This is a genomic window from Planktophila turicensis (SeqCode) (assembly GCF_965234405.1).
Lineage (GTDB): Bacteria > Actinomycetota > Actinomycetes > Nanopelagicales > Nanopelagicaceae > Planktophila > Planktophila turicensis.
In genome coordinates this window covers 232,378-256,924 of record NZ_OZ248346.1, presented here as the reverse complement: position 1 = coordinate 256,924, position 24,547 = coordinate 232,378, and the positions used below count along the sequence as shown (strand labels likewise).

At 48.6% G+C, this 24,547-nt stretch carries 27 protein-coding genes, 1 tRNA gene and 1 riboswitch; of the genes, 11 read left to right on the top strand and 17 right to left on the bottom strand.

Annotated elements, in window-relative coordinates:
* Window positions 1-24: 24 nt before the first annotated feature.
* The 5 genes from AC8GFK_RS01285 to AC8GFK_RS01265 all read left to right on the top strand — a co-directional run bounded on the left by AC8GFK_RS01285 (window position 25) and on the right by AC8GFK_RS01265 (window position 4,051).
* The gene (locus tag AC8GFK_RS01285) at window positions 25-774 is read left to right on the top strand and encodes an ATP-binding cassette domain-containing protein (RefSeq protein WP_506625412.1); all 750 of its coding nucleotides are present in this window, start codon (window positions 25-27) and stop codon (window positions 772-774) included.
* A complete protein-coding gene (locus AC8GFK_RS01280; RefSeq protein ID WP_506625411.1) occupies window positions 774-1,997 on the top strand; it encodes a sugar ABC transporter permease in 1,224 nt (407 codons plus the stop codon). Before AC8GFK_RS01285 ends, AC8GFK_RS01280 begins: the two co-directional genes overlap by 1 nt.
* Before the next feature lie 72 nt (window positions 1,998-2,069).
* Window positions 2,070-2,151, top strand: a tRNA-Leu gene (locus tag AC8GFK_RS01275).
* Between the two features lie 17 nt (window positions 2,152-2,168).
* Complete coding sequence (locus tag AC8GFK_RS01270) at window positions 2,169-2,501, top strand: helix-hairpin-helix domain-containing protein (protein WP_506625410.1); 333 nt, start codon at window positions 2,169-2,171, stop codon at window positions 2,499-2,501.
* 72 nt (window positions 2,502-2,573) lie between these two features.
* Window positions 2,574-2,678, top strand: a riboswitch (SAM riboswitch).
* A 47-nt stretch (window positions 2,679-2,725) separates the two neighbouring features.
* Window positions 2,726-4,051 (top strand): bifunctional o-acetylhomoserine/o-acetylserine sulfhydrylase, encoded by a 1,326-nt coding sequence (locus AC8GFK_RS01265; protein ID WP_506625768.1) that lies wholly within the window; start codon window positions 2,726-2,728, stop codon window positions 4,049-4,051.
* A gap of 3 nt (window positions 4,052-4,054) precedes the next feature.
* Here the strand turns inward: AC8GFK_RS01265 and AC8GFK_RS01260 are convergent, their stop codons facing one another.
* Both AC8GFK_RS01260 and AC8GFK_RS01255 read right to left on the bottom strand, forming a co-directional pair.
* Entirely contained in the window at window positions 4,055-4,306 is a 252-nt protein-coding gene (locus tag AC8GFK_RS01260; protein WP_506625409.1) for a hypothetical protein, read from the bottom strand.
* Between the two features lie 63 nt (window positions 4,307-4,369).
* Window positions 4,370-5,131, bottom strand: a complete 762-nt coding sequence (locus tag AC8GFK_RS01255) for a bacteriorhodopsin-like (RefSeq protein ID WP_506625408.1) — start codon at window positions 5,129-5,131, stop codon at window positions 4,370-4,372.
* A gap of 224 nt (window positions 5,132-5,355) precedes the next feature.
* On the opposite strand from AC8GFK_RS01255, the gene AC8GFK_RS01250 reads away from it, so the two are divergent.
* The 4 genes from AC8GFK_RS01250 to AC8GFK_RS01235 all read left to right on the top strand — a co-directional run bounded on the left by AC8GFK_RS01250 (window position 5,356) and on the right by AC8GFK_RS01235 (window position 9,905).
* Window positions 5,356-6,567: an MFS transporter gene (locus AC8GFK_RS01250; protein ID WP_506625407.1), complete on the top strand. Its 1,212-nt coding sequence runs from the start codon at window positions 5,356-5,358 to the stop codon at window positions 6,565-6,567.
* Between the two features lie 10 nt (window positions 6,568-6,577).
* Window positions 6,578-7,240, top strand: coding sequence for a PAQR family membrane homeostasis protein TrhA (trhA, locus tag AC8GFK_RS01245; protein WP_506625406.1), 663 nt, complete (start codon window positions 6,578-6,580; stop codon window positions 7,238-7,240).
* 62 nt (window positions 7,241-7,302) lie between these two features.
* Complete coding sequence (locus AC8GFK_RS01240; protein ID WP_506625405.1) at window positions 7,303-8,154, top strand: F0F1 ATP synthase subunit B family protein; 852 nt, start codon at window positions 7,303-7,305, stop codon at window positions 8,152-8,154.
* Window positions 8,155-8,159: 5 nt separating this feature from the next.
* Complete coding sequence (locus AC8GFK_RS01235) at window positions 8,160-9,905, top strand: acyltransferase family protein (protein WP_506625404.1); 1,746 nt, start codon at window positions 8,160-8,162, stop codon at window positions 9,903-9,905.
* A 60-nt stretch (window positions 9,906-9,965) separates the two neighbouring features.
* Here the strand turns inward: AC8GFK_RS01235 and AC8GFK_RS01230 are convergent, their stop codons facing one another.
* From AC8GFK_RS01230 to trhO, 12 genes are read right to left on the bottom strand one after another with little or no spacing between them, the layout of a single operon-like run.
* Window positions 9,966-10,847: a histone H1-like repetitive region-containing protein gene (locus AC8GFK_RS01230; RefSeq protein WP_506625403.1), complete on the bottom strand. Its 882-nt coding sequence runs from the start codon at window positions 10,845-10,847 to the stop codon at window positions 9,966-9,968.
* Window positions 10,848-10,891: 44 nt separating this feature from the next.
* Window positions 10,892-11,509 (bottom strand): RdgB/HAM1 family non-canonical purine NTP pyrophosphatase, encoded by a 618-nt coding sequence (rdgB, locus tag AC8GFK_RS01225; RefSeq protein WP_506625402.1) that lies wholly within the window; start codon window positions 11,507-11,509, stop codon window positions 10,892-10,894.
* Window positions 11,510-12,235 (bottom strand): ribonuclease PH, encoded by a 726-nt coding sequence (rph, locus tag AC8GFK_RS01220; protein ID WP_506625401.1) that lies wholly within the window; start codon window positions 12,233-12,235, stop codon window positions 11,510-11,512.
* Between the two features lie 30 nt (window positions 12,236-12,265).
* Window positions 12,266-13,063: a glutamate racemase gene (gene murI / locus AC8GFK_RS01215; protein ID WP_506625400.1), complete on the bottom strand. Its 798-nt coding sequence runs from the start codon at window positions 13,061-13,063 to the stop codon at window positions 12,266-12,268.
* Window positions 13,064-13,089: 26 nt separating this feature from the next.
* Window positions 13,090-14,040: a PLP-dependent cysteine synthase family protein gene (locus AC8GFK_RS01210; protein WP_506625399.1), complete on the bottom strand. Its 951-nt coding sequence runs from the start codon at window positions 14,038-14,040 to the stop codon at window positions 13,090-13,092.
* Window positions 14,041-14,042: 2 nt separating this feature from the next.
* Window positions 14,043-14,315 (bottom strand): MoaD/ThiS family protein, encoded by a 273-nt coding sequence (locus tag AC8GFK_RS01205; protein ID WP_506625398.1) that lies wholly within the window; start codon window positions 14,313-14,315, stop codon window positions 14,043-14,045.
* Between the two features lie 46 nt (window positions 14,316-14,361).
* Complete coding sequence (locus tag AC8GFK_RS01200; RefSeq protein WP_095673130.1) at window positions 14,362-14,778, bottom strand: M67 family metallopeptidase; 417 nt, start codon at window positions 14,776-14,778, stop codon at window positions 14,362-14,364.
* 37 nt (window positions 14,779-14,815) lie between these two features.
* A complete protein-coding gene (locus tag AC8GFK_RS01195) occupies window positions 14,816-15,406 on the bottom strand; it encodes a DUF2017 domain-containing protein (RefSeq protein WP_506625397.1) in 591 nt (196 codons plus the stop codon).
* A complete protein-coding gene (clpS, locus tag AC8GFK_RS01190) occupies window positions 15,403-15,696 on the bottom strand; it encodes an ATP-dependent Clp protease adapter ClpS (protein ID WP_095673128.1) in 294 nt (97 codons plus the stop codon). The genes AC8GFK_RS01195 and clpS overlap by 4 nt, the downstream gene beginning before the upstream one ends.
* Complete coding sequence (locus AC8GFK_RS01185) at window positions 15,696-17,468, bottom strand: glycosyl hydrolase family 18 protein (RefSeq protein WP_506625396.1); 1,773 nt, start codon at window positions 17,466-17,468, stop codon at window positions 15,696-15,698. Before AC8GFK_RS01185 ends, clpS begins: the two co-directional genes overlap by 1 nt.
* Before the next feature lie 19 nt (window positions 17,469-17,487).
* Entirely contained in the window at window positions 17,488-18,063 is a 576-nt protein-coding gene (locus AC8GFK_RS01180; protein ID WP_506625395.1) for a GNAT family N-acetyltransferase, read from the bottom strand.
* A 6-nt stretch (window positions 18,064-18,069) separates the two neighbouring features.
* A complete protein-coding gene (gene trhO / locus AC8GFK_RS01175) occupies window positions 18,070-18,993 on the bottom strand; it encodes an oxygen-dependent tRNA uridine(34) hydroxylase TrhO (protein WP_506625394.1) in 924 nt (307 codons plus the stop codon).
* A 148-nt stretch (window positions 18,994-19,141) separates the two neighbouring features.
* On the opposite strand from trhO, the gene AC8GFK_RS01170 reads away from it, so the two are divergent.
* Together AC8GFK_RS01170 and AC8GFK_RS01165 are read left to right on the top strand one after the other, a co-directional pair.
* The gene (locus AC8GFK_RS01170; RefSeq protein ID WP_506625393.1) at window positions 19,142-20,464 is read left to right on the top strand and encodes an HNH endonuclease signature motif containing protein; all 1,323 of its coding nucleotides are present in this window, start codon (window positions 19,142-19,144) and stop codon (window positions 20,462-20,464) included.
* Between the two features lie 58 nt (window positions 20,465-20,522).
* On the top strand, window positions 20,523-21,566 hold the full coding sequence (locus AC8GFK_RS01165) for a pirin family protein (protein ID WP_095673123.1): 1,044 nt from the start codon (window positions 20,523-20,525) through the stop codon (window positions 21,564-21,566).
* A gap of 13 nt (window positions 21,567-21,579) precedes the next feature.
* Here the strand turns inward: AC8GFK_RS01165 and AC8GFK_RS01160 are convergent, their stop codons facing one another.
* From AC8GFK_RS01160 to AC8GFK_RS01150, 3 genes are read right to left on the bottom strand one after another with little or no spacing between them, the layout of a single operon-like run.
* Window positions 21,580-22,989: an NAD(P)(+) transhydrogenase (Re/Si-specific) subunit beta gene (locus AC8GFK_RS01160; protein ID WP_506625392.1), complete on the bottom strand. Its 1,410-nt coding sequence runs from the start codon at window positions 22,987-22,989 to the stop codon at window positions 21,580-21,582.
* Window positions 22,986-23,279: an NAD(P) transhydrogenase subunit alpha part 2 gene (locus AC8GFK_RS01155; protein ID WP_506625391.1), complete on the bottom strand. Its 294-nt coding sequence runs from the start codon at window positions 23,277-23,279 to the stop codon at window positions 22,986-22,988. The genes AC8GFK_RS01160 and AC8GFK_RS01155 overlap by 4 nt, the downstream gene beginning before the upstream one ends.
* Complete coding sequence (locus tag AC8GFK_RS01150) at window positions 23,279-24,439, bottom strand: Re/Si-specific NAD(P)(+) transhydrogenase subunit alpha (protein ID WP_506625390.1); 1,161 nt, start codon at window positions 24,437-24,439, stop codon at window positions 23,279-23,281. Before AC8GFK_RS01150 ends, AC8GFK_RS01155 begins: the two co-directional genes overlap by 1 nt.
* Window positions 24,440-24,547: the final 108 nt, after the last annotated feature.

The following is a 24,547-nucleotide window of genomic DNA, read 5'->3' as shown; positions in this document are numbered from 1 at the left end:
TGAAATATTTATCGAGAGGCGCTCATGAGCACACCGTTGCTATCGCTTAAAGGAATCAATAAATCCTTTGGTCCGGTCCACGTATTGAAAGATGTTCACCTAGATATCTATCCAGGGCAAGTAACAGCCCTCGTCGGAGATAACGGTGCTGGTAAATCGACTCTCATTAAATGTATCGCTGGTATCTACACACCAGAAAGCGGCGAAATAATCTTTGAAGGCAATAAGGTCGATATCGATGGTCCACGAGCTGCCACTGCGCTCGGCATTGAAATCGTGTACCAAGATCTTGCTCTCTGCGACAACCTCGACATCGTTCACAATATGTTCCTTGGTCGCGAAGAGAAGAAGGGCATCACACTTAACGAGACATCAATGGAGTCACTTGCACGTAAGACTCTTGATGGCCTCAATGTTCGAACTGTGAAATCAATTCGTCAGACTGTTTCATCTCTTTCAGGTGGTCAACGTCAGACAGTTGCCATCGCACGCGCAGTTCTCTGGAACTCAAAGGTGGTTGTTCTGGATGAGCCAACTGCGGCCCTTGGTGTTGCGCAGACAGAACAGGTACTTAACCTTGTTCGTCGCCTTGCCGATAAGGGCTTGGCTGTTGTTCTTATCAGCCACAACCTCAACGATATTTTCCAAGTTGCTGACAATATTGCCGCTCTCTATCTCGGAAAAATGGCTGCACAGGTAAAGAAGACTGATGTAACAACAAATCAGGTCATCGAACTAATTACGACTGGTAAATCTGAAGGAGTGACAAAGTAATGACTACTCAAGCGACTTTAGAGAAAGAATCCCTTAAGGGAGCGGCAACGAATTACCTCTCTCGAATCAAATCAGGAGATATTGGTTCACTTCCTGCAGTACTTGGCCTTATTGCGCTGATCGCCGTATTCGGCTTTATGTCTGAGTACTTCCTTACCAACCGCAACTTTGCAAATCTATTAACTCAAGCAGCTCCAGTAATGGTGATTGCTATGGGCCTTGTATTTGTGCTCTTGCTTGGAGAAATCGATCTTTCAGCTGGTTATGCATCAGGTGTATGCGGCGCAGTACTTGTTCTTCTTGTGACCGACCACGGTTGGAGCTGGTACACCGCACTCGGAATGAGCATCGTCGTTGGTGCAGCGCTCGGAACATTTATCGGAATCCTGGTTTCACGACTTGGAATTCCTTCATTCGTTGTCACCTTGGCTGCCTTCTTGGCTTTCCAGGGCATTCTGCTTCTCCTTGCTGGTGAAGGCGGAACTATTCCAATCGCTGATGAAACTATCTTGGCTGTTGAAAATAGCAATATGACACCGATGCAGGGATGGATCTTGTGGGCAGTAGCTTCTGCGCTCTACGTACTCAGCGGCCTCCGTCGCATCAATTCACGTCGCAAGGCGGGTCTGGTAGTTGAACTTACTCAGCTCTGGGCGATGAAAACATTTGCACTACTTATCATCACTGGTGTTGCCGTCTTCCAACTCAACCAGGAACGTGGATTGTCAGAGACCAACAGCACTAAGGGCGTTCCTTACGTAGCTCCACTTATTCTCGTAATTCTTATCGCTGGAACATTCTTGCTTTCAAAGACTGCATTCGGTCGACATATCTACGCTGTCGGTGGAAATGCAGAAGCTGCACGTCGTGCCGGTATCAATGTAAAGCGCGTTCGCACAATTGCATTCGTCCTCTGTTCTTCACTCGCAGCTGTTGCTGGAATGCTCTTTGCATCCCGCATGAACTCAATCTCGCCTTCAACTGGTGGATCATCAACTCTGCTCTATGCAGTTGGTGCAGCCGTAATTGGTGGCGTTTCACTCTTCGGTGGAAAAGGACGCATGCGCGATGCAATCCTTGGAGGACTTGTTGTTGCTGTCATCGACAACGGTATGGGACTTCTTGGATACGGTGCAGGAATTCAATTCCTAGTAACTGGCGCGGTCTTGCTCGTGTCAGCAGGAGTCGATGCAGTTTCTCGTCGTGGAGCGCTCACTAACTAGCGCTTCACCGAGTAGTTACGCACGGATTTGTTGCATCAGCGAAAGGCGCGTAACCTTCGTGATGCAACTCCAGCGGGAGTGGTGAAATGGCAGACACGCAAGTCTTAGGAACTTGTGCTTCGGCGTGCGGGTTCAAGTCCCGCCTCCCGCACCAGAAGGGCTTTCATCACCATGGCTAAACAATCTCCAGCAAAAGCTAAGAAGTTACGTGGCGAAGCTATGCGCGCTGCCGCTGCTCGTAAAGCAGCGCGTGCGATGAGCAACTGTGAAGTTACCCGCGGAGAAGTAGATCTCGATGCCTATGCAGCCGTTGATGGCCCTTGGCGAGAACTTGGTTTAGCAGCCCCTGCCCGCAGAGCACTCATTGATGATGGCTATTACAAATTGAGCGACCTACGAAAAACTTCTCTCGATGAGGTGAAATCGCTTCACGGCATGGGGCCAAACGCCATTCGAATCCTTACGAATGCGATGAAAAAGGCAGATCTCTCCTTTAGAAAATGAAAATGCGAATCATTCGCAAAGGAGATTGAACTGCAATTTTTCATTTGAAATTCTTCTGTATAAAATTCTGGTGTTCACGAGTTCTACGTATTAGCCCCGGCTCAGTAGACGGCAACCCTCCACCGCGGTGGGGTGCTCCGGGTGACGAACAGGTCAGGTAACTGACAAGCGCGAAAATCAAAGTTGATTTTCTTCTCGCTTCTCAGTGCATGACATCTACCGCGATGGAGATAACTATGTCTAACAATTGGTCCTTTGAGACTCTGCAGATTCATGCAGGGCAGACTGCAGATCCAACTACAGGTGCTCGCGCACTTCCGCTCTACCAAACAACTGCTTACGAATTTCGCGATACAACACACGCTGCCAACCTCTTCGGCTTAGCTGAACTTGGCAATATCTACACACGCATCATGAACCCAACGCAGGATGCAGTCGAGCAACGCCTTGCTGCGCTTGAAGGTGGAGTTGCAGCGCTACTTCTTGCATCAGGTTCAGCTGCAACAACATTTGCAATTCTCAACGTTGCAGAAGCGGGCGACCATATTGTTTCTAGCCCAAGCCTTTACGGCGGAACTTATAACTTGTTCCACTACACACTTCCTAAGTTTGGTGTAGAAGTCACCTTCGTTGAAGATCCAAGCGATCCTGAATCATGGAAGAAGGCTGTAAAGCCAAATACAAAGGCATTCTTCGGTGAAACTATTGCAAATCCAAAGAATGAAATCCTTGATATTAAGACAGTTGCAGATATTGCTCACTCAGTCGGTGTTCCACTCATTGTTGATAACACAGTGGCAACGCCATACCTCATTAAGCCGATTGAATTTGGTGCTGACGTAGTAGTTCACTCAGCAACAAAGTTCCTTTCAGGCCATGGAAACGCTGTCGTTGGCGCAATCATCGATGCAGGAAAGTTTGACTACGCGCAGCATCAAGATCGCTTCCCAGGATTTAATAAGCCAGACCCTAGCTACCATGGCTTGGTCTTCTCGCAAGCTCTGGGCGTTGGTTCTGCATTCGGTGCAAACCTTTCATATATCTTCAAGATTCGTCTTCAACTTCTTCGTGATGTCGGAGCTGCAGTTTCACCATTTAACGCATGGTTGCTTGCACAGGGTCTTGAGACACTTTCACTTCGCATTGAACGCCACATCGAAAATGCAAAGGCAGTGGCAACATGGCTAGAAGCTCATCCTGATGTTGAAAAGGTAAATTACGCTGCGCTGAAATCTTCACCTTGGAATGCACTGGCTACTCAGTATGCTCCAAAGGGACCCGGCGCAGTACTTTCCTTCGAACTCAAGGGTGGCATCGAAGCTGGAAAGAAGTTCGTCGAATCTCTCGAACTCTTTAGCCACGTTGCAAATATCGGAGACGTTCGTTCTTTGGTAATTCACCCAGCGACGACAACACACTCACAGCTTTCACCAGCTGAACAGCTTGAAGCTGGAGTTACTCCAGGACTTGTTCGTTTGAGTCTTGGCCTAGAAAATATCGAAGATATTAAGGCAGATCTTGCAGCTGGCTTTATTGCAGCAAAGGGTTAATCGCTACAAAATAAAGCTATAGATAAGTAAGAGGCCGCCGCCAGTGATACCAATCGCTGCGGCGGTCTTGCTATCTAGAAGTTTCTTTCCAGCTGTTGTTAATGAAAGCCCAAGAACAAGCGCACCAGGAACAATTAGTAGCAAGCTCTTAGACATATTGCTATCGCTACCTGTCTGGTAACGGAGATTGATGAGACCTGCTGCAAGGGCTGCATATGCACCCATACGAAAATTATTAATGCGCTGCATATTCATATGTAAAGGGTAAAGCAGAAGGGCGCCGGTTTCCCGACGCCCTTCCCTAATTACGTTAAATAATTAGTGATCTGCTGGCATGCCTTCAGCATGTGACTTCATGCGTGCGATCTTCAAGATTGTGAGACCGAATACGCACTTCGCTAGAACGTCAGCGATTGTGTATCCAACCTGAACTGCAACGAATGATGATGCTGAAGCATCACCAACGATGTTGAAGATGTACGCGATTGGGTAAACGCCCCATGTAGCAATGAGAAGAAGACGTAGACGTCCTACAGTTTCTGCTACACCTGCTGGCTGGCGCTCCAATGACTTTCCAAGCTCTACGAATAGTACGTAGAGGATGTAAAGGAATGGGATTGTTGAAAGAACACCATAAAGAACCTGTGTGTTCTGGTCTGATGAAATTTCACCTGGGTAACCAAGTGCGATCATCGCTGCTGCTGCTGGAACAAGTCGCATAATGAGTGACTTTGCAACTGCTGCAGCAAGTGCAAGAACAGCAATTACTTCAACAAGAAGTAGTGGAACTGTGAGTAGCCAGTCAACGTAGCGGTATGCCTCGTTGAATGCGCCCTGCTCGCCTGAAACATTTACAACCATTCCTTCTGAAGATTCAGTGAAAGAGTTGAAGATGCGCCAGTAGTGGTATGCAGCAATGAATGTAACCATTGATGACATCACTAGAGCATTGCGGTACTTAGCTAGAACTCGTGACTGTGATACGAGGGTGTACACAGTGCATGCGAGCATTGAAACCAAACCGAATGAGAAGACCGCGTAAACGAGGTTCCATTGGTTGCTGTCGAGTGTTACTGACATGTAGTAAGCCTCCGTGAGTGCTATATCAGTGCGAATCGTTTGATTCGTAAGTTCAGTGACCCATGAAGTCCTCGAGGAGCCTCAGTGATCGCCGACAGAAGAAAGTGTGCGCCTGTTGCGAAGAATTTGCATCACCAAACTGGTTAATTTCGGGGATTATTTTTGGAGATGAGACGCCGTTTTACGCTCAATTTTTATTACTCGAGGGTAGGTATCCTTCTCAGATGCTGACTCAGTTGCGAGATGTCCGGGGGTATCCGGGCTTCACTAGTTTGGCCATCTCTCGATTTATTTCGAATGTGGGAAATGGCGTCTCCCCCATTGCACTTGCTTACGGAGTACTCAGTCTTCCTAACTCAACCGGTAAAGATCTCTCAATTGTTATGGCTGCACGTTTTGTGCCACTTCTTGCATTCATGCTCTTTGGTGGAGTCATCGCCGATAGATTCCAACGTAATCGTCTAGTTGGTGGAAGCGACATGATTGGTAGCTTCCTCGCGGCTCTCAGCGCTATTTCGCTCATCGTTGGTTTCTCAAGTACTTGGTTGCTTGCGCTGATGGGAGCGCTCTTTGGAATTCTCAACGCAATTTGGTGGCCAGCGATGTCTGGAGTTCTGCCTGAAATATTGCCAAAAGAGAAGTTGCAAGAAGGTAATGCGGTAATTGGATTAACTACCAACTTTGGATACATCCTCGGAACGCTCGGTGGTGGAATTCTCGTATCAACTGTGGGCGCTGGTTGGGGCTTACTTGTTGATGCAATTTCATTCTTTATTGCAGGTGCAATCGTCTGGAACTTACCCATCATTGGAAAAGTGAAAGATAAGAGCCCAGGAATCATTCACGATCTTGCTGCAGGGTGGAAAGAATTCATCTCGCGCTCTTGGGTTATTGCAATGGTGCTCTCTTTTGCGCTGATCAACATGGCATTTGAATCGATGCTCTCGGTACTAGGTCCACTTAACTTCAATGATCCAGTCAGCGGTCCAAAACAATGGTCTTACAACCTTGCCGGACTTTCAGTGGGCATGCTCATCGGCGGCATCTGGGTGCTCAAGGTAAAGATTGGACGTCCACTCTTCCTTGCCATGATTTTGATTGCGTTATCTGCCGTTTGGGATTTCACACTCGCGTTTGATTCGCACATCATCTTCTCTGTTCTTGCATCAGTTATTTCAGGCATCAGCCTTGAAGTATTTATGGTTACCTGGAATACCTCCCTACAGAGTCACGTCCCGGAAGAGTCATACTCTCGTGTCAGCTCTTATGACACTCTGGGGTCCTACGGAATTGCTCCACTTGGCATTGTTTTTGCAGGCCCGCTAGCTATGCACTTTGGCGTGAATACGATTCTCTTCGTTACCGGGGGCGTGACATTGGTGGCATCTATTGCATCTCTCATGGTTCCATCGGTTCGAAACCTCAGAAACGATTAGGCTTACGGGTATGAATACGGAGCCAACGCCCATCGAACCAAACCAGGTGCCTCCGAAGTTGCGTGGCTGGTTTCACTTAGCTGCAACACCGCTTGTCATCATTGCTTCACTCGTACTCTTTATTCTCAGTGGCGAATCATTTAAGTGGGCGGTGGCTCTCTACTCACTCACTGCAATCATGCTCTTTAGCGTTTCTGCGATTTATCACCGCGTTCCATGGGTTCCACGTAAGAAGAAAATTTGGCGACGTTGGGATCATGCAAATATCAACTTACTTATCGCAGGTTCGTACACACCATTTGCTGTTGCACTCCTTGATGATCGAGATCGCAACGTTCTTCTTGCAGTTGTTTGGACAGGAGCTCTTGTTGGTGTTGCACTCCGGGTCTTCTGGGTTGGCGCACCACGTTTTCTCTATGTCGCGAACTATCTACTTCTCGGCTGGGTTGCAGTTATCTACACACCACAGCTCTATAAAGAGGGTGGGCTATGGGTGATTCTGCCTATTCTCATCGGTGGCCTTCTCTACTCAATCGGCGCCATCTTCTATGCGCTTAAATTGCCGGGGCGCAACGCAAAGTACTTCGGCTTCCACGAGCTCTTTCATATCTTTGTGCTTGCCGCATGGATTTCGCAGTACTTAGCTGTCTCATTCGCCATTTACCGAAAGTAGCTTGATGCTCTAATCTTGGGCTCTTGCACCAATATCCCCGAGATTTGATTGAGAGTTAGACCATGGCAGAGAAGAGCTTCCGCAACTGGGTTGGTTTTCGCGATGAAGCAGAACGCGCACCAGTGGCAAACCCTGTCGATCGCATTCGCGAACTCGAATCACAACTTGCTGACCTCAAGTCTCGCCGCGACATCACCGGCTTAAGCCGCGAAGAATTTGAAATCCTAGCTACCGAAACGGCCATGTCGATGATCAAGTCGGCGCAAGCGCGTGAAGCTAAAGCTCATGCTGCTGCCGAACGACTCGTAAACGAGACTACCCGCACGGCTCAGGATGCGATTGAAAGTGCTGAGAATAAAGCTCGCAGCATTCTTGCTGGAGCCGAATCTCGTGGACGTAAATATATTTCAGCTGCTGAAGTCGAAGCTTCTGAAATTGTTCGCGATGCAAGTCGCGAAGCATCAACAATTGCAGATGCAAAGGTGCGCGAAGCGGATTCTGTTGTTGACTCTAAGCGCCGCGAAGCAGTTGCACTTACTACGGCTGCTCGCCGCGAAGCAGAGCGCGTGATTTCAGAAGCTGCAGAAGATGTTATCGAATACCGAGCATGGCTTGCAGATATCATCGCTGAATCTGAGCGCCTTTACCGTTCGCAGGCAAGTGCGCTCACAGCTGCTGAAACCGCCATTGCAGCATCTCGCGAAAAATTAGATTCGGCATTTGCGCGACTTAACAAGATGCAGGCTGTTGTTAACGATTCCCTCAATTCAGATGGAACAGTCAAGAAATCTGCTCCAATTAAAGTAGAAAGCAAGCGCACTCGTCCTGCAATCGCAGCGCCAAAGAAGCCGGCGAAGAAGAAGGCGATTGCAAAGAAGTCAGCCTCTAAAAAGCCGGCCGCAAAGCGTAAGTAATTTCTATGGCTACCAATCGCGGTATCCAATACATTCCTGCAATCGATGGCCTTCGCGCTATTGCTGTAATTGCAGTGATGTTCTACCACTTGGGCTTCACTTGGATTCCAGGTGGCTTCCTCGGCGTTGATCTCTTCTTCGTTATCTCTGGCTATGTCATCACTCGCCTATTGCTTGATTCCATCGCCCAAAGTGGTGGCCTTGATTTGCGGGGCTTCTATCTAGCCCGTGCTCGTCGCTTATTGCCCGCTCTAATCTTTATGCTCGTTTCAACAACTATTGCTATCGGAATTTGGGCTCCCGATACGATCAAGAGACTTCTGACTGATACCCCTTTCTCATTGACCGGCACTATGAATTGGTGGCTTGTTGCTCGCCATCAGGATTACTTTGAAAGCATCGGTCGACCGCCGCTCTTGCAGCACACATGGTCACTTGCTGTTGAAGCGCAGTTTTATCTTGTTTGGCCACTGATTCTCTATTTCATTCTCAAGAAATTTGGCAAGAAACACATTCCTGCTGCATCTCTCATTATTGCTGCGGCATCTGGTGCCGCACTTCTCTTTGTCTCTTTCTCACTCGATGCATCAAATGCTTCGAAGGTAAGCCACGTCTACTTTGGAACAGATACACATAGCATCGGGCTCTTCTTGGGAGCCGCCCTTGCAGTGAGCTGGATTCCTCAGAACTTTACAAAGACCGTATCGAAGAAGGCACAAGACTTTATCGATGCAGTTGGGTTTCTTGGATTCTTCGGAATCATCGCAGCGTTCTTATTGATTGATGAGAGCCAACCAACGCTCTACAAAATTGCTTTCCCGCTTGCCGGTATCTGCGGTGCTGCAATTGTGATGTCTGTCGTTCACCCTGCATCGCGCTTTGCACCGGTATTACAGAACCCAGTATTTCTCTGGATCGGTGAACGTTCTTATGCGATTTACTTATGGCACTGGGTAATCTTTCAAGTCACTCGACCATCTGTCGATCTTGCAGGACAAGAATGGGCTCTCTACGCGCTACGCATTCTGATTGTCTTTGCGCTTAGCGATATCTCGCTTCGATATGTCGAACTTCCGATTCGCCGTGGCGTCATTCAATATTGGTATAAAGGTCTTAAGTATCGAACCAAGAAAGAGCGAACAGTGCAGACACGCTCTTTTGCGATTCTCACCGTTGTAGTCATTGCTATTGCTGCAGTCATTAGCGTTCGTGCAATTGGAATCGCCAATGATCAGCGTGCAAAGCTAGAGGCTTTACTGACTTCAGAACCCATCGCAACAGAACAAGTCAATACAGGCGGGCTCTGGGTAACTGGCGACTCGGTCATCCTTGGTATTCGGTCATCACTTGGTGAGAACGCTCCGATTGCCATTATGAATGCTCGCATCGGTAGACAAGCCGGCGAGCTTCTTGAGGTGATGAAGGTTGATCTAGCCAACGCCGCCGACTCCCCCGTTATCTTCAATCTTGGCAATAACAATGCTCTAGGCCGCGAACAGGTACGTGAGATATTTGAACTAGTAAAGAATCAACCTCAAATTATCGTCGTAAATACGGCAGTTCCACGTCCTTGGCGTGTGGCCAATAACGAGCTCATCAATGAGATCGCAGCCGAGTACCCAAATACAACTGTTGTTGATTGGAGCGCGATCTCTGAAGGGCACCCTGAATATTTCGCTCCCGATGGAGTGCACCTCGTGCCGACAGGTGTATCTGTTTATGTAGCGGAGATAGTGAAGTCGCTTAAGTAATTTTGATGCAAAGAAAAATCCCCACCCGGTGATCGGATGGGGATTTTTCTAACTAATGAATTATTCGAACTGACCTGCGAATCCAAATGCCTTCGCAGCGCCTTCAGCACCATCTGCATAAACTGCAGTGACGCGGAATGATGTTGAACCATCTTCTGAAGTCTTAGCAAACTCAGATGAAAGTGTTGTTGCTGAAACTTCTGAAACTACGTTCCATGCGCCCATGTTTGAGCGAGTCTCAACCTTGTAGCCCTTTACATCTCCAGCAGGCGCCTTCCATGTAATGACCATTACTGACTTAGAGCTATCTTTCCAGTTTCCAATGAAACGTGATGGAGCTTCACCTGATGCGACCTCAGTTGCTTCAGAATCTGTAGCTTCGGCAGACTCTGTCGCCATTGGCTCTGCAGAAGCTTCAATCGAAGGCTCTACAGCAGGTGCTGCATCATCAGAATCTTTGCTTGAGTTTGAAATAACGATTGCCGCAAGAAGAACTACTCCGACAAGTACTGCGAGGAGAGTCTTACTTGAAGATCCCTGACGTGGCGCTGCAGATGGCTTTGCTGGCGCCTTTGCAGCAGCAGGCTTTGCTGGAGTTGGTGTTGTTGAAACATTGACGCGTGCTGAACCAGTTGCTGGAACTGGAGGAACAACAAGCTTTGTCGCTGCCTTCTTCGCAGGAGACTTCTTCGCAGCTTTCTTGACTGTTGCCTTCTTCGCAACTGCCTTCTTGGTTGTGGTCTTCTTCTTCGCTACAGATTTCTTTGCAACTGCCTTCTTCGCAGTCGACTTCTTCGCTACTGACTTCTTAGCTGTGGTCTTCTTGGCCACAGACTTCTTCTTCGCAGCCGTCTTCTTTGCAGGAGACTTCTTGGCTACAGACTTCTTAGCAACCTTCTTAGGTGCAGCTTTCTTGGCTGCTGACTTCTTCTTTACTGCCACGGTATATCTCCTTGAGTTATGAAACGGTGGAATATAAGGAAAGTTTAACCTAGGGATTTGAGCAAAGTGATCACATGCGGTGCTATTGCTCGGAGTGATTTCCCTCGATGGCTAATCGCATCCTTCTCTTCTGCGCTCATTTGTGCGCTGGAGAGCTGCAATCCATCAGGTCTAAAGATTGGGTCGTAGCCAAATCCTTGTTCGCCAATTGGTGCGCGCAGAATCCAGCCATTGAATTGGGCTTCTTCGCAGTGGCTTCTGCCATCAGGGAGATAGAGAGCAGCGACGCAGGTGAAGTGAGCGCTTCGCTTCTCATCAGGAACATCTGCAAGTTGTTCCAATACCTTTGCAGTATTTGCTGCATCGTCACCATGGTTTCCAGCCCATCGAGCTGAGAAAATTCCAGGATCGCCATTAAGTGCATCGACGCAGAGTCCGCTGTCATCAGCGATGGCGGGAATTCCGGTTGCAATAGACATTTCTCGCGCTTTCTTCAGAGCATTTGCTTCGAAAGTGGCGCCATCTTCGACGACATCATGTAAATCTGGGAATTGATCAAGACCTACTAAATCAATCTCTCCAGGAGCAACAGCATCAAGGATGCGGCGGAACTCTTCGATCTTTCCTTTATTGCGCGTTGCAAGTAAGAGCTTATGTGCCATTTACTTCGCGAGAGCTTGCTTCTGGAGTTCAGTGAGAGTTGCAGATCCTGCAACTGCCAAGTTAAGTAGTGAGTCAAGGAGGGCGCGATCAAATGGTGCACCTTCTGCAGTTCCTTGTACTTCAATAAAGCGACCATCGCCTGAACAGACAACGTTCATATCTGTCTCAGCGCGAACATCTTCTTCGTAACAGAGATCAAGCATTGGAACTCCATCAATAATGCCAACGCTTACTGCTGCAACTGAATCAGCAAGTGGCTTTGCCCCTGCCTTCACATGGCCTTGCTTCTGTGCCCAGGAGATTGCATCTGCGAGTGCAACGTATGCACCTGTAATTGCTGCTGTGCGAGTTCCGCCATCTGCCTGCAAAACATCGCAGTCAATCACGATTGTATTTTCGCCAAGTTCCTTCATATCCACGATGCCGCGCAATGAACGACCGATGAGGCGAGAAATTTCTTGTGTGCGTCCGCCCAACTTGCCCTTTACGCTTTCACGATCTGAACGAGTGTGTGTTGCGCGCGGAAGCATTGAATATTCAGATGTAACCCAGCCATTGCCTGAATCCTTAAGCCAACGCGGAACACCTGGAGTAAAGGAAGCAACACAGAGCACACGAGTCTTTCCAAATTCAACAAGCACAGAACCCTCGGCGTGATCGAGCCAACCTCGTGTGATTTTGATGTCGCGAAGCTGATCTACTGATCGTCCGTCGTTGCGTGCCATGTCATGCCCCATTTTCTGAATGTATTGGTATTAGAGAACTTGATGTTGAACAGAACCTACTTCAGGTCCTAAGAAGCGTCGTGCAAGTACTTCAAAAGCTTTGGCATCGCCAGTAGCGAGAAAACGGTGTGTAGCAGGTGTCTCTGATGGCTGACGCAAGAGTGAATTTTCAACAAGAACGCGATAAAGATCTTTTGCCGTCTCTTCGGCGCTCGAAACAAGTGAAACTCCATTACCCATTACATAAGAAATAACACCTGTAAGGAGTGGGTAGTGAGTACATCCAAGAACCAAGGTATCTACTTCGGCATCAATCATCGGCTGCAAGTATTCGCGGGCAACCTTGGTGATTGCATCTCCGGAAGTTTCACCACGTTCGACATACTCAACAAAGAGTGGGCAAGCAATTGATTCAATAGATAGCTGGGGCGCTGCAGCAAATGCATCGAGATAAGCCTTTGATTCAATAGTTGCTCTAGTTCCGATTACTCCAACTTTTCCTGAGCGAGTAGCCGCAACTGCACGTCGAACCGCGGGTTGAATAACTTCGATAACTGGCACTGAATAACGCTCGCGTGCATCGCGAAGCATCGCAGCACTTGCAGTGTTGCAAGCAATAACCAGAGCCTTCACGCCTTGGTCAACTAAGAAGTCCAAGGTCTCGAGTGCAAAGTCACGAACTTCAGCGAGTGGACGAGGGCCATACGGTCCGCGAGCGGTATCGCCGATATAGAGAGTTGATTCGTTGGGAAGTTGATCGAGAATTGCGCGAGCGACTGTGAGTCCGCCGACGCCAGAATCGAAGATACCGATTGGCGCGTTACTCATGGATTAAGTCTAACCGCGAGAAGGCGTTAAGCCCAAAGAGTGCCGTCGAGCCCTTCGGTTGCCTCTTCGATTTGCGAGCCGTAAACGCCAGTAGATAAGTATTTCCAGCCTGCATCGCAGACGATGAATGCGATATCAGCATCTCGTCCGTCGCGAATTGCTTCCTTGCCCATAGCAATCGCTGCATGAAGAATTGCACCTGTTGAGATGCCTGCGAAAATTCCTTCAACTTCAAGTAATTCACGTACGCGCTTCACTGAATCTTCTGCGCCCACAGAAAAGCGACGAGTTAAAACAGTTGCATCATAAAGTTCTGGAACAAAGCCTTCATCAATATTGCGAAGTCCGTATACAAGTTCTCCATAACGAGGTTCAGCTGCAATGATCTGAACATCTGGATTCTGTTCGCGAAGATAGCGACCTGCACCCATAAGAGTTCCGGTGGTACCTAAACCAGCAACAAAGTGAGTGATTGTTGGAAGATCTTTGAAAATTTCTGGACCGGTGCCGTTGTAATGCGCTGCTGTATTTGCAGGGTTTCCATATTGATATAGGAATACGTAACTTGGATTTTGCGCTGCAATTTCTTTCGCAACACGGACTGCTTCATTTGAACCGCCAGCTGCAGGTGAAGAGATGATCTCTGCTCCCCACATCTCAAGCAGTTGGCGACGTTCAGGGCTTGTGTTCTCTGGCATCACACAGATGAGTTTGTAACCGCGCACCTTTGCAGCCATGGCGAGTGAGATTCCTGTGTTGCCACTTGTTGGTTCAAGAATTGTTGAGCCAGGCTTAAGTAAGCCATCTTTCTCTGCAGCCTCAATCATTGAGATCGCTGTGCGATCTTTAATGGAACCGGTTGGATTTCGATCTTCCATCTTTGCCCAGAGACGAACATTGGGAGCAGGTGAGAGTCGAGGAAGGCCAATAAGTGGTGTGTTACCTACTGACGATTCGAGAGAGTCGTAACGAGCCAAAATTATCCGCCAGCGACTGCAGGCAAAATTGTTATGGAGTCGCCATCTTTAATCTGCGCTTCAAGTCCACCAAGAAAACGAACATCTTCATCGTTGACGTAGACGTTGATGAAGCGACGGAGCGCTCCGTTTTCAAGAAGACGTTCTCCGAGACCGGCGTACTGCGCATCGAGATCTGCAATAACTGCAGAGAGGGTTGCACCAGATGCCTCAACGGACTTTTGGTCCTTGGTATATGGGCGCAAAATTGTTGGGATACGTACGTCGATTGCCATAGTGGTAATTATGTCGAAAAAGAGCCGTGAACTCTAATTGAAAATATCAGTCGGTGATTGTGACGGGTTCCTCGGTAACTACGCCGTCAATGATGCGATATGAACGAAACTCTGTTGCAGGTGCAATCTCTTCGCGTGTAGAGACCAGCACATAATGCGCACCTGGCTCTCCGGCATAGGCGATATCTGTGCGAGATGGGTAGGCCTCAGTCTCAGTGTGCGAGTGATAGATGACGACAATCTCTTCATCGTTGTCATCAACTTCGCGATAGAGCGCAAGGAGATCTTTCGGATCAAATTCATAAAATGTTGGTGAGTGCGCTGCATTAAGCATCGGCTTATGGCGAAGGGCTTTATCTGAACCAGCTGGTCCAAGGATTACTCCGCAACATTCATCGGGATATTCCGCACGCGACTGTTCGAGAATTGCATCAACAAATGCGCGTGAAATCTCGAGTGACATATGTGAATCCTACACAAGAATTTCTAGTGGAGAGAACTTACGAGTTACCGAGCTGTGATTCTTCATCTTCATCGGCATCATCAATGAGGGCCGATAGCAAAGTCTCTTGTAGCCAACCGAGCCATGTGTAGACCGCATAGACACCGCGCAAAGGATCATCGGGCGCCAAAAGTTCAAGATCTTCCTGAGAATTGTTCTGCACCTTTAATCTGACACCGAGTGCAAGGCGAATGTCGTTGATTGCACCAAGCCATGCGTTGGCATTGTCATGATCTAAATCAATGACTCCATCATCGGAAGATTTCAGATGGATGCGCATTGAGATTGCATGTGCTTGTTTCTTTTGTCGCAAAGTTGCCTCTGTGTATCGCCTAAATTCTGATGCATCCACTTGATCTGCATATGCATTGGGAAGCAGGCGGTGTAGTACTTCATCTTCTGGTGGAGAGTCGTGTGAAGTAATTCCAACCATCGCTGCCAGTGGGTCATCGTGGCCATGGTCATGTCGCTCAGCCAGCAACTCAATGATTTGTTCGCAGAGATTGAGGAGCACTTCCTTTTCACTGTCGGCAAATGTTGCTACGTATGAATGGTCGCCATGGCGCTTAAATCCTTCGGTCGCGGTCATAGCTGATCGCCACGTTGCAAGGTGGCCCAAAGCCCATATTCGTGAAGGCGTGCCACATCATGTTCCATCTCTTCGCGGCTGCCGGTAGAAACAATGGCCTTGCCATCGTTATGTACTTGCAACATCAACTCTGTTGCACGTGCCTTTGAATATCCGAAGAGCTCCATAAATACATAGACCACATACGTTTGCAGGTTGACCGGGTCATCCCAGACGATGGTGACCCAAGGTGTATCGCCAGAAAAGATTGCACGAATCTCTTCTTCGATTTTATCTGCAGTCTTTACCATCACCGGATAATGATATTAAAGGTTGGGCTGCTCACAACGTTCCAGAGCGAATCTGCAGCAACAGTTACTCGAAGTGGGACAACTCCTCGTGGATAACCGCTAAGCGTGATCGTGAAATTGCCTTGAGCATCTGTCAGAACTGCCGTTCCGGCTGCTTTCCACTCTTTTCCAACAAGACGTTCGAGCGCAACCGAACTTCCTGCAAGACGTGGCCTGATATTTCCACTGATGGTTATTGCAGTCGCAGACTTAACCGTTGCAGGCGCTGATACGACGAGAAGGCGATTGACTGAAACTGGGAACTCTGGGCTTAAGCCTTCAGTGCGTTCCCACGTTGCATCTGATGCGACTCGGATAGCAGTGCTCTTTCCGACAATGACAGCTTTCTCAATCTTTCCATCAATGCCTGATGTGGCAGTTGCAAGAAGTCGCCACGTTGAATCACCTTGTGATTTACCTTCGATGCGAACTGGTACACCAGCAACGGCGGATTTGTCCTTAATTGTTAACAACGCATTTACAGTAATTGGATTTCCATAATCAACAACGTTCTTATCAATTGCAGCGGTCAGCGTTACTTGATCAGGGGCAACTGATTTAGCAACTGTGCGAATTGCTTCCATGGCAAGGGGTTCTTCCATGCCGAAAGTCCATGCTGTAATTCCACCGATTCGATATTTGGTAACAAGGTCTGCGCGTAGCGCCCAGCTTCTGGCATCTTGATACCAAGCAGTGCGCGATGCTGTGCACGATGTAGATAAACCTGTTGCGGTGGTTCCGTTATAGACCTTCTGATACGAGAAGGTCATCTCGCCAAATTGCTCGTTATATGTTGGAACTGCGCCATATGTTGCTGCAAGCGCCTGTGCATCGCGCATCACAAATGTTGCAGCCTTCGCACCAGCTTTTACTGTATTAATAACGTTGGCAGGACAGACGCCAGTTACTGCTGTTACCCAGTCGCGTCCATATCCAGGGACTCCGACATAAACTTTTGAGGCAGGCATGATCGAAACTGCATATTGAACTGTGCGTTCCGTCCAGGTAATTGGGCCAATTGGACCTACCTTCGAGACGGAATAGTCATACGTCATGATTCGCAACTTATCGATGTAAGGCGCAATGGCAGCCCATGCATATACAAAGTAACCCTTTTGAGCCCCAGTTGGGTTCAGTACATATGGCGTTGAGACTGAAAGCAATTTCTTCTCTGCACGCAGTGCGGCGCTTAGCTCTTTCACGAGTGCAACCCACGAAGGTGCCGTGCTTGCCCATGTGGTGTTTCCATCAACGAAAGCAAAACCTTCAAAATCTAGATCAACGCCATCGTAATTATTTGTCCGTACTAAATTCATAATCGCATTTACGACTTGTGTGCGCGAAGTTGGATTCTTAAGAAGTCCTGCCAAAACTAATTTGCTCGTTCCATCTGTGATTGTTGGAATAATCGAAAATCCGGCATTGCGCATGGCTGTCAGTGGTTCAGAGATAGGAACACTTGGATTTGCTGGTGCATATAAATCTGCAACGTATGGAGCTTTTGCTTTTCCATCAAATTTCAAGGTGTACCAAAAAGGCATTACTTCGCGAACTAAATCCGCATTGTTCAGCGCATCAGGAAGCGCGGTCTTCATGGAGTAATAAGGAATCCAGCCAGTCATGATTTTTCGTGGAGGATTGTCATCGGCACGGGCTGGCACTGTGAGCGCTGTTGCGAAGAGCGAGAGAGCTGCAATGACTAGCGCTGTTGAACGGAAGAGGTTCTTTGCCATGGCATTCCTCTCTGTGAAATTAGCGCTCTAGCGGTGTCCAGGTCGTATCGGTCGTTGCAAAGAGTGCCATATCAATCTGCCGACCATCATCACGTGTGACCTTGTTGCGCAATATTCCTTCTTTTTGGAAGCCCGCAGTTGTGAGAAGTTTCTGTGAAGCGGCGTTTTCTACATCCGCAAGGCCATCAATGCGTCTAAAGCCAATTGTGCGCAATCCATAATCAGTAATCATCTTGGCAGCGATTGTTCCGATGCCTTTTCCGCGCATCGATTTCTCAAGCCAGTAACCGATTTCAGCGGTGTGATTCTTGATGTTGATGGTGTGAAGCGAAATCACTCCGGCAAATTTTGCATCAGCGCCATTTCCATATTCGATAACAAATCTCAGCTCACGACGTTCTGCGAGGCTAAATGGATCTGATCGCACGAAATCAATTGCGTGATCAAGTGTGTATGTCGCCGGAACTGTGGTGAATGCTGGAATCAGTGGGTCTTGGCAGGCATTAAAAATCGAATCGATATCTTTTTCAGCGCTTTGGCGCAGAGTGACGAGCCCATATTGCAGAGTGGGGATCTCAGAGGGCCACCAAATCATGAGTGGTTAGCCGACGAGTTCGGAATCGTGCTGACGAGATTGATCGTGTGTGCAGCTGAGGTTTGATGGCAGTGATGCACAGGAATCGCAGAGAAGAATGAGTTGGTGACATGAAGCTGTGTTGCAGTTGCGGAAATCCTTTGTTGGCGCGCTGCACTTGTCGCATTCGCCGATGACCTTTGCTTTATCGCTGAAATCCATCGCCATACGATCATCGAAGATGTAGAGCGAACCTTCCCAGTTTGCTTCATCGCCGAAACGTTCGCCGTACTTAACGATTCCACCATCGATTTGGTAGACCTCGTTAAATCCGCGCTTCTTCATGACTGCAGATAAAATCTCGCAACGAATTCCGCCGGTGCAATAAGTAACGACTGGCTTATCTTTGATGTGGTCGTACTTGCCACTCTCGATTTCGCGGATGAAATCGCGTGATGTATCTACATCAGGAACGATTGCATTCTTAAACTTTCCGATTTTTGCTTCGTAGGCATTACGACCATCGAAGAAAACGACCTCATCGCCGCGCTCTTTCACAAGTTCTTCGACTTGCTCTGGGCGAAGATGTACACCGCCACCGACTACGCCGTTTTCATCAACTTCAATTTCGTTGGGGCTGCCGAATGCGACGAGTTCATCTTTGACGACAACACGAAGGCGAGGAAATTCGTTGCCTGTTCCATCTGACCATTTGAAGACAGTTTTCTTCAGACCTTCGTAGCGGCGAGTTTCGCGCACATACTTCTTTACATCGGCCATTTCTCCGCCGACTGTTCCATTGATTCCATGCTTTGAAATCAGGATGCGGCCTTTGAGATTCAGAGATTGGCACAAGTATTTCTGCCAGAGCAGCACAGCTTCAGGATCGGCGATTGGCGTAAATTTGTAATACAGAATCACCTTGTTGAGCTTGGGTGCATGCTTATTCACATTCCCATTCTAACGCCGCTACCGACTGTAATAAACCCGCCCATTTACGCACGCAGAGCCACCCACTCGAAAATACTTTTCCCCAGGTGTCGATAGTCAAGCGAATAGACAGAACGCTTTGTCAGTGCGCTCAACGAATATCGCCTCCATGACGACAGCACGCCTTATCGATGTAGCGGGGCTCTCTGCACATGTGTCAGAACTTCTCCGCACGATTCCGGGTGCCGCAACATTGGCTCGTCTCTCAGAAATTGATCCGTGCTCACTCAGCGCCGCTGATCGCATTAACTACCTCGCAGCTCTCGACCGCCAAGATGGCTGGCTCTATGCCTTGCGTCAACGTGCAATTGCCGCAGTTGCTGGACTGCAGCCCAGCGAAGGTGAAGGGCCGCTTTATGGTGTCGATGAGGCAGAGCGCGAAGATGTTTCGACCGCACTTCGATTGGCACCAGCGACTGCACAGTCACGCATTGATATTGCGCGTACTTTGGTTAATAACTTGCCTAACACTTGTTCGGCGCTTGCTACCGGAGAAATTTCTGCTGCGCATGCCACTGTAATTGCTCGCGAAGCAGCAATTGCGATTCGTAATGGTGCACCGGATTCAGTCATCTTCGAAGTAGAACAGCGCGCCATTTCCTTCGCCGAACTACATACACCGGGGCAAGTAGCAGCGCGCGTGCGAACTGATATTGCTAAAGCCATTCCCGAAGAGTTCGAAGAGATGACATCTCGAGCGACCGCGCTTCGACGAGTCAGTTGCTATAACGAAGCGGATGGTATGTCTACAGTCGTCGCGATTTTACCCGCGGCCGATGCGCAGATTGTTATGAATTCCATCGAAGCCTTCATCTTGCGCCAAGATCAACTTCATCTCTCACAGAACAAAAGCGATACAGATCGCACAATTGATCAGAAGCGCGCTGATGCACTTTCAACAATCTGCTCTAACTTCCTCGCTGAAATCTCTGAGACCGTCACTCCGCAACGTCGTCCGCTCACCGTCAATGTGACTGTCGATCTGCCAACACTTCTCGGTCTTTCTGAAAATCCTGGTCAGCTTGCGGGCTATGGACCAATTCCTGCATCGGTTGCGCGAGAACTCGCATCGGACGCGAAGTGGAAGAGATTCATTACCGAGCCACAAACTGGAAATCTCCTGGATTTCGGGCGCGAAAGTTATGAACCACCGCAACATCTCAAGGATTTTCTTATCGCTCGAGATCGAACTTGTCGTTTTCCAGGTTGTCGAAGATCGGCCCTACTTTCCGATCTCGATCACGCTGAAAGTTGGGAATCCGGAGGTTCAACCTCTCCTGAAAATATCGGCGCACTCTGTCGAAGGCATCACCGACTCAAGACTCACGATGGCTGGAGAATTCAAAGCTTTAGCGATGGCTCCTGCACCTGGACATCTCCGCTCGGAAAAGAGTTCTTTACTCCTGCACGCTCTATGAATGAGCCCGTTTAGTTCGCCTTGCGACTAGTTGAAAGTTCAACTACATTTAAGGCAAGTCAAAGGAGCCACCGTGCCAGCAGTAACCGTCAGTGACATCACCATCCTTCCGCGCATCAGCGATACAACAGGTCTACGTGCGCGTCGCGTTAAGAGCATTACAACTGCTCCGCAAGGTTTTGAAGGAGAAGGATTCCCGGTTCGTCGTGCATTTGCGGGTGTTGATTTAGCAGAGCTCGATCCATTTATTCACCTCGATCAAATGGGCGAAGTTGAATATGCACCAGGAGAACCAAAGGGAACTCCGTGGCACCCACACCGTGGTTTTGAAACAGTTACATACATTATTGATGGCATCTTCGATCATAAAGATTCCAATGGTGGCGGCGGAACTATCTCTGATGGAGATACGCAATGGATGACAGCTGGTGGCGGAATTCTTCATATTGAAACTCCCCCAGAACATCTCGTGATGTCAGGTGGCTTGTTCCACGGTTTCCAACTTTGGGTAAATCTCCCTGCAGCTAAGAAGTGGTCACCTCCTGCATATCAGGATGTTCGTGCAAACGACGTTGCACTTCTATCTTCAACTGATGGCGGTTCCCTTGTTCGTATCATTGCTGGTGAACTTGATGGCCATGTAGGTCCTGGAACCACACAGACCCCAATTACTTTGATTCACGCAACTGTGGCACCGGGTGCAGAACTTCGCCTTCCTTGGCGCAAGGATTACAACGCACTTGTCTACACAATGTCAGGTCATGGCTTTGTTGGTGACGAACAGCGTCCGGTTTCAATGGGTCAGCTCACTGTCTTCGGAGATGGCGACACAATCGTTGTGCGTGCTGCAAATCAGCAAGAGTCACGTTCACCAAACCTCGAACTCTTTATTCTTGGTGGCCAACCAATCAAGGAACCAGTTGCCTGGATGGGCCCTTTTGTTATGAATACAAAGCGCGAAGTGCTTCAAGCATTTGAAGATTTCCAGAAGGGTCTCTTGGGCTCAATCCCTGCGATCTATAAGGAAGATGCGAAGAAGCCACTGAACCGCACAGATAAGTTATCTGGCGATGTTCTCGACGTGCATAACGCTCCCACTGACCTACAAGAGGGATAGTTCTAGAGAAGGTTTACAGAGCCTTGAGCGCTGAGACTACCTTTGTAAGAGATGCCTTTGCGTCTCCAAAGAGCAACATCGTCTTTGGATCATAGAGAAGTTCATTCTCGATACCAGCAAAACCAGGGCGCATTGAGCGCTTCAGGAAGATGATGTTCGATGCGTGATTGACTTCAAGAATTGGCATTCCATAGATAGGGCATCCTGGAGTTGTCTGCGCTGCAGGGTTCACAACGTCATTAGCTCCAATAACAATCGCAACATCTGTCTGACCGAAAGTTGGATTTACTTCATCCATTTCAGCTAGCTGATCGTAAGGAACGTTTGCTTCAGCAAGTAGAACGTTCATATGTCCTGGCATACGACCTGCAACTGGGTGAATTCCATAGGCAACATCGATTCCCTTAGAGATCATCAAATCAGCGAGTTCGCGGACAGTGTGCTGGGCTTGAGCAACAGCAAGACCGAAGCCAGGAACGATTACAACGCGACGTGCATAGTTAAGAAGAATTGCAACGTCATCAGCAGAACCTGAACGCACTGGACGTTCTTCTGCGGAACTTGATGCTTCTTGTGGCTTTGCAGTAAATGCGCCGAACAAAGTTCCGAAGAGTGAGCGGCCCATTGCCTCCGCCATCAAGCGAGTCAAGATAGTTCCTGATGCACCAACGAGAGTTCCAGCGATGATGAGAAGTGTTGATGAGAGTACATATCCACTTGCTGCAACGGTAAGACCAGTGAAGGCGTTAAGGAGTGAGATAACGATTGGCACATCTGCGCCGCCGACTGGAAGTACGAAGAGCACACCGAAGAGAAGTGAGAGCACTGCAAGTGCTAGTAGTGGTGTGGTTCCGAGCGCTGCAACAACCCAAACAGAAGTACCAAGTACTGCTGCGAGAGTTCCTGCAATAACGAAACGTCCGCCAGGGAATACAACCGGGCGCGTTGTCATCAACTCTTGCAGCTTCATAAATGTGATGATCGAACCGCTGAATGAAACACAGCCAACAACAACGGTAAAGACAGTGAAGATAACTTCTGCAGTTGTGGCTTCTGCGCCAAGGTTGAGATATTCAACGATTGCAACGAGAGCAGCTGCTCCGCCACCAACACCGTTAAAGAGTGCAACAAGTTGAGGCATCTGAGTCATTTCGACCTTGCGAGCTGCAGGCACTCCAATAATGAGGCCTACTGCAATTGCGCCAAGAATCCACCAGAAGTTATGAAGTGGAAGTGAATGACCTACCTCTTCTCCGTGTGATGGAGTGACGTAGAGAAAGACAGAGAGAGTTGCAACGGTGGCGCCGAATGCGCCAATCAGGTTTCCGCGACGAGCAGTCTTTGGATGGGAAAGCCCTTTGAGAGCCAAGATGAAAGCAACGCCGGCTGCGAGGCCGATCAAGCTATAGAGAGTGCTATTCATAATTCGCCCCCCTTCTTCTTCGGCTTAAACATTTCGAGCATGCGATCTGTAACAACAAAGCCGCCGACCATATTGATGGTTGCAAGAACAATCGCGGCAAGAGATAAGCCGAGTTCAAGATTTGATTCGCTGTGATCAGCGACGATGATGGCGCCAACAAGAATGACACCGTGAATTGCGTTCGCACCTGACATCAGTGGTGTGTGAAGAGTTGAAGAGACTTTCGAAACAACTTCAAACCCCACAAAGACTGCGAGAACGAAGATGGAAATGATTGCGATTGCATCCATTAGTTGCTACCCGCCCCAGTCTTAGTTGAATTGTCGCTTGCTCCTGGTGTGTGCTTGGTACCGCCATGAGTTGTGGCTGACTTGTCGATGATTTCATCGGTGAAATCGATGTTGAGAGCAACTGGTGCTCCATCTTTACTAGGTGTGGTCATCAAGGTCAGAAGGTTTACGACGTTACGTGAATACAAGCTCGAAGCGTGGAATGGGAGCTGGCTTGGCACATCTTTACCGCCCCAGATCTGAACGCCTTTTTCAGTAACAACAATCTCACCGGGCTTTGATCCTTCGACGTTTCCGCCTGTTTCTGCAGCTAAGTCAACGATGATTGTTCCGGCTTCCATCGCATCAACCATCTGCGCTGTCATTAAGCGAGGTGCTGTGCGTCCTGGAACTGCAGCCGTTGTAATCACTACATGTGACTTTGCAATGTACGGAGTCAAAAGTTCACGTTGCTTTGCAGCGCGCTCTTCTGACATTTCGCGGGCATACCCGCCAGCACCTTCAAGTGCTTCGAGTTCGAGATTGATAAATGTTGCACCCATTGACTTCACTTCATCAGCAGATGAAGGACGAACGTCATAAGCGCTCACAACGCCGCCAAGTCGGCGAGCTGTTGCGATTGCTTGAAGTCCTGCAACACCCGCACCAAGCACAAGTACCTGAGCCGGTGTAACTGTTCCTGCAGCTGTCATTAGCATTGGGAAGAATCGTGGTGAAAGTTCGGCGCCGACAAGAGCCGCGCGATAACCAGCGCAGAGCGCCTGTGAAGTCAGCGCATCCATTGATTGCGCACGTGAAATACGTGGAACAAGTTCAAGTGAGAACGCTGTTACTCCGGCACTTGTTGCTGCATCGATTGAATCAACTGCTGTAACTGGAGAAAGGAAAGAGATTGTGACGGCGCCTTTCTTGAGGCTGCCCATCTGCGCTGGTGTCAGTGAGGTAACGGAGAGAACCACATCAGCATCACTAATAACGTTGCCACTCTTAACTGTGGCACCCGCAGCTGTAAAGAGATCATCCGTTGCTTGCGAATGAACGCCTGCTCCGGATTCAATGACGACTTCATAACCAAGTCGCGTTAACTTATTGATGACATCTGGCACGAGCGCTACGCGCTTCTCGCCATCTCTGATTTCTCTAGGAACAGCAACTCTCATGGCAATAAAGGTACTGGTTAGACCTCAACGCGGCTATGTGAATTGCATCAGATTCGGCCGATTGCCGCAGAACTATCTCGACATAAAGAGATAATTAATAAGAAGTCC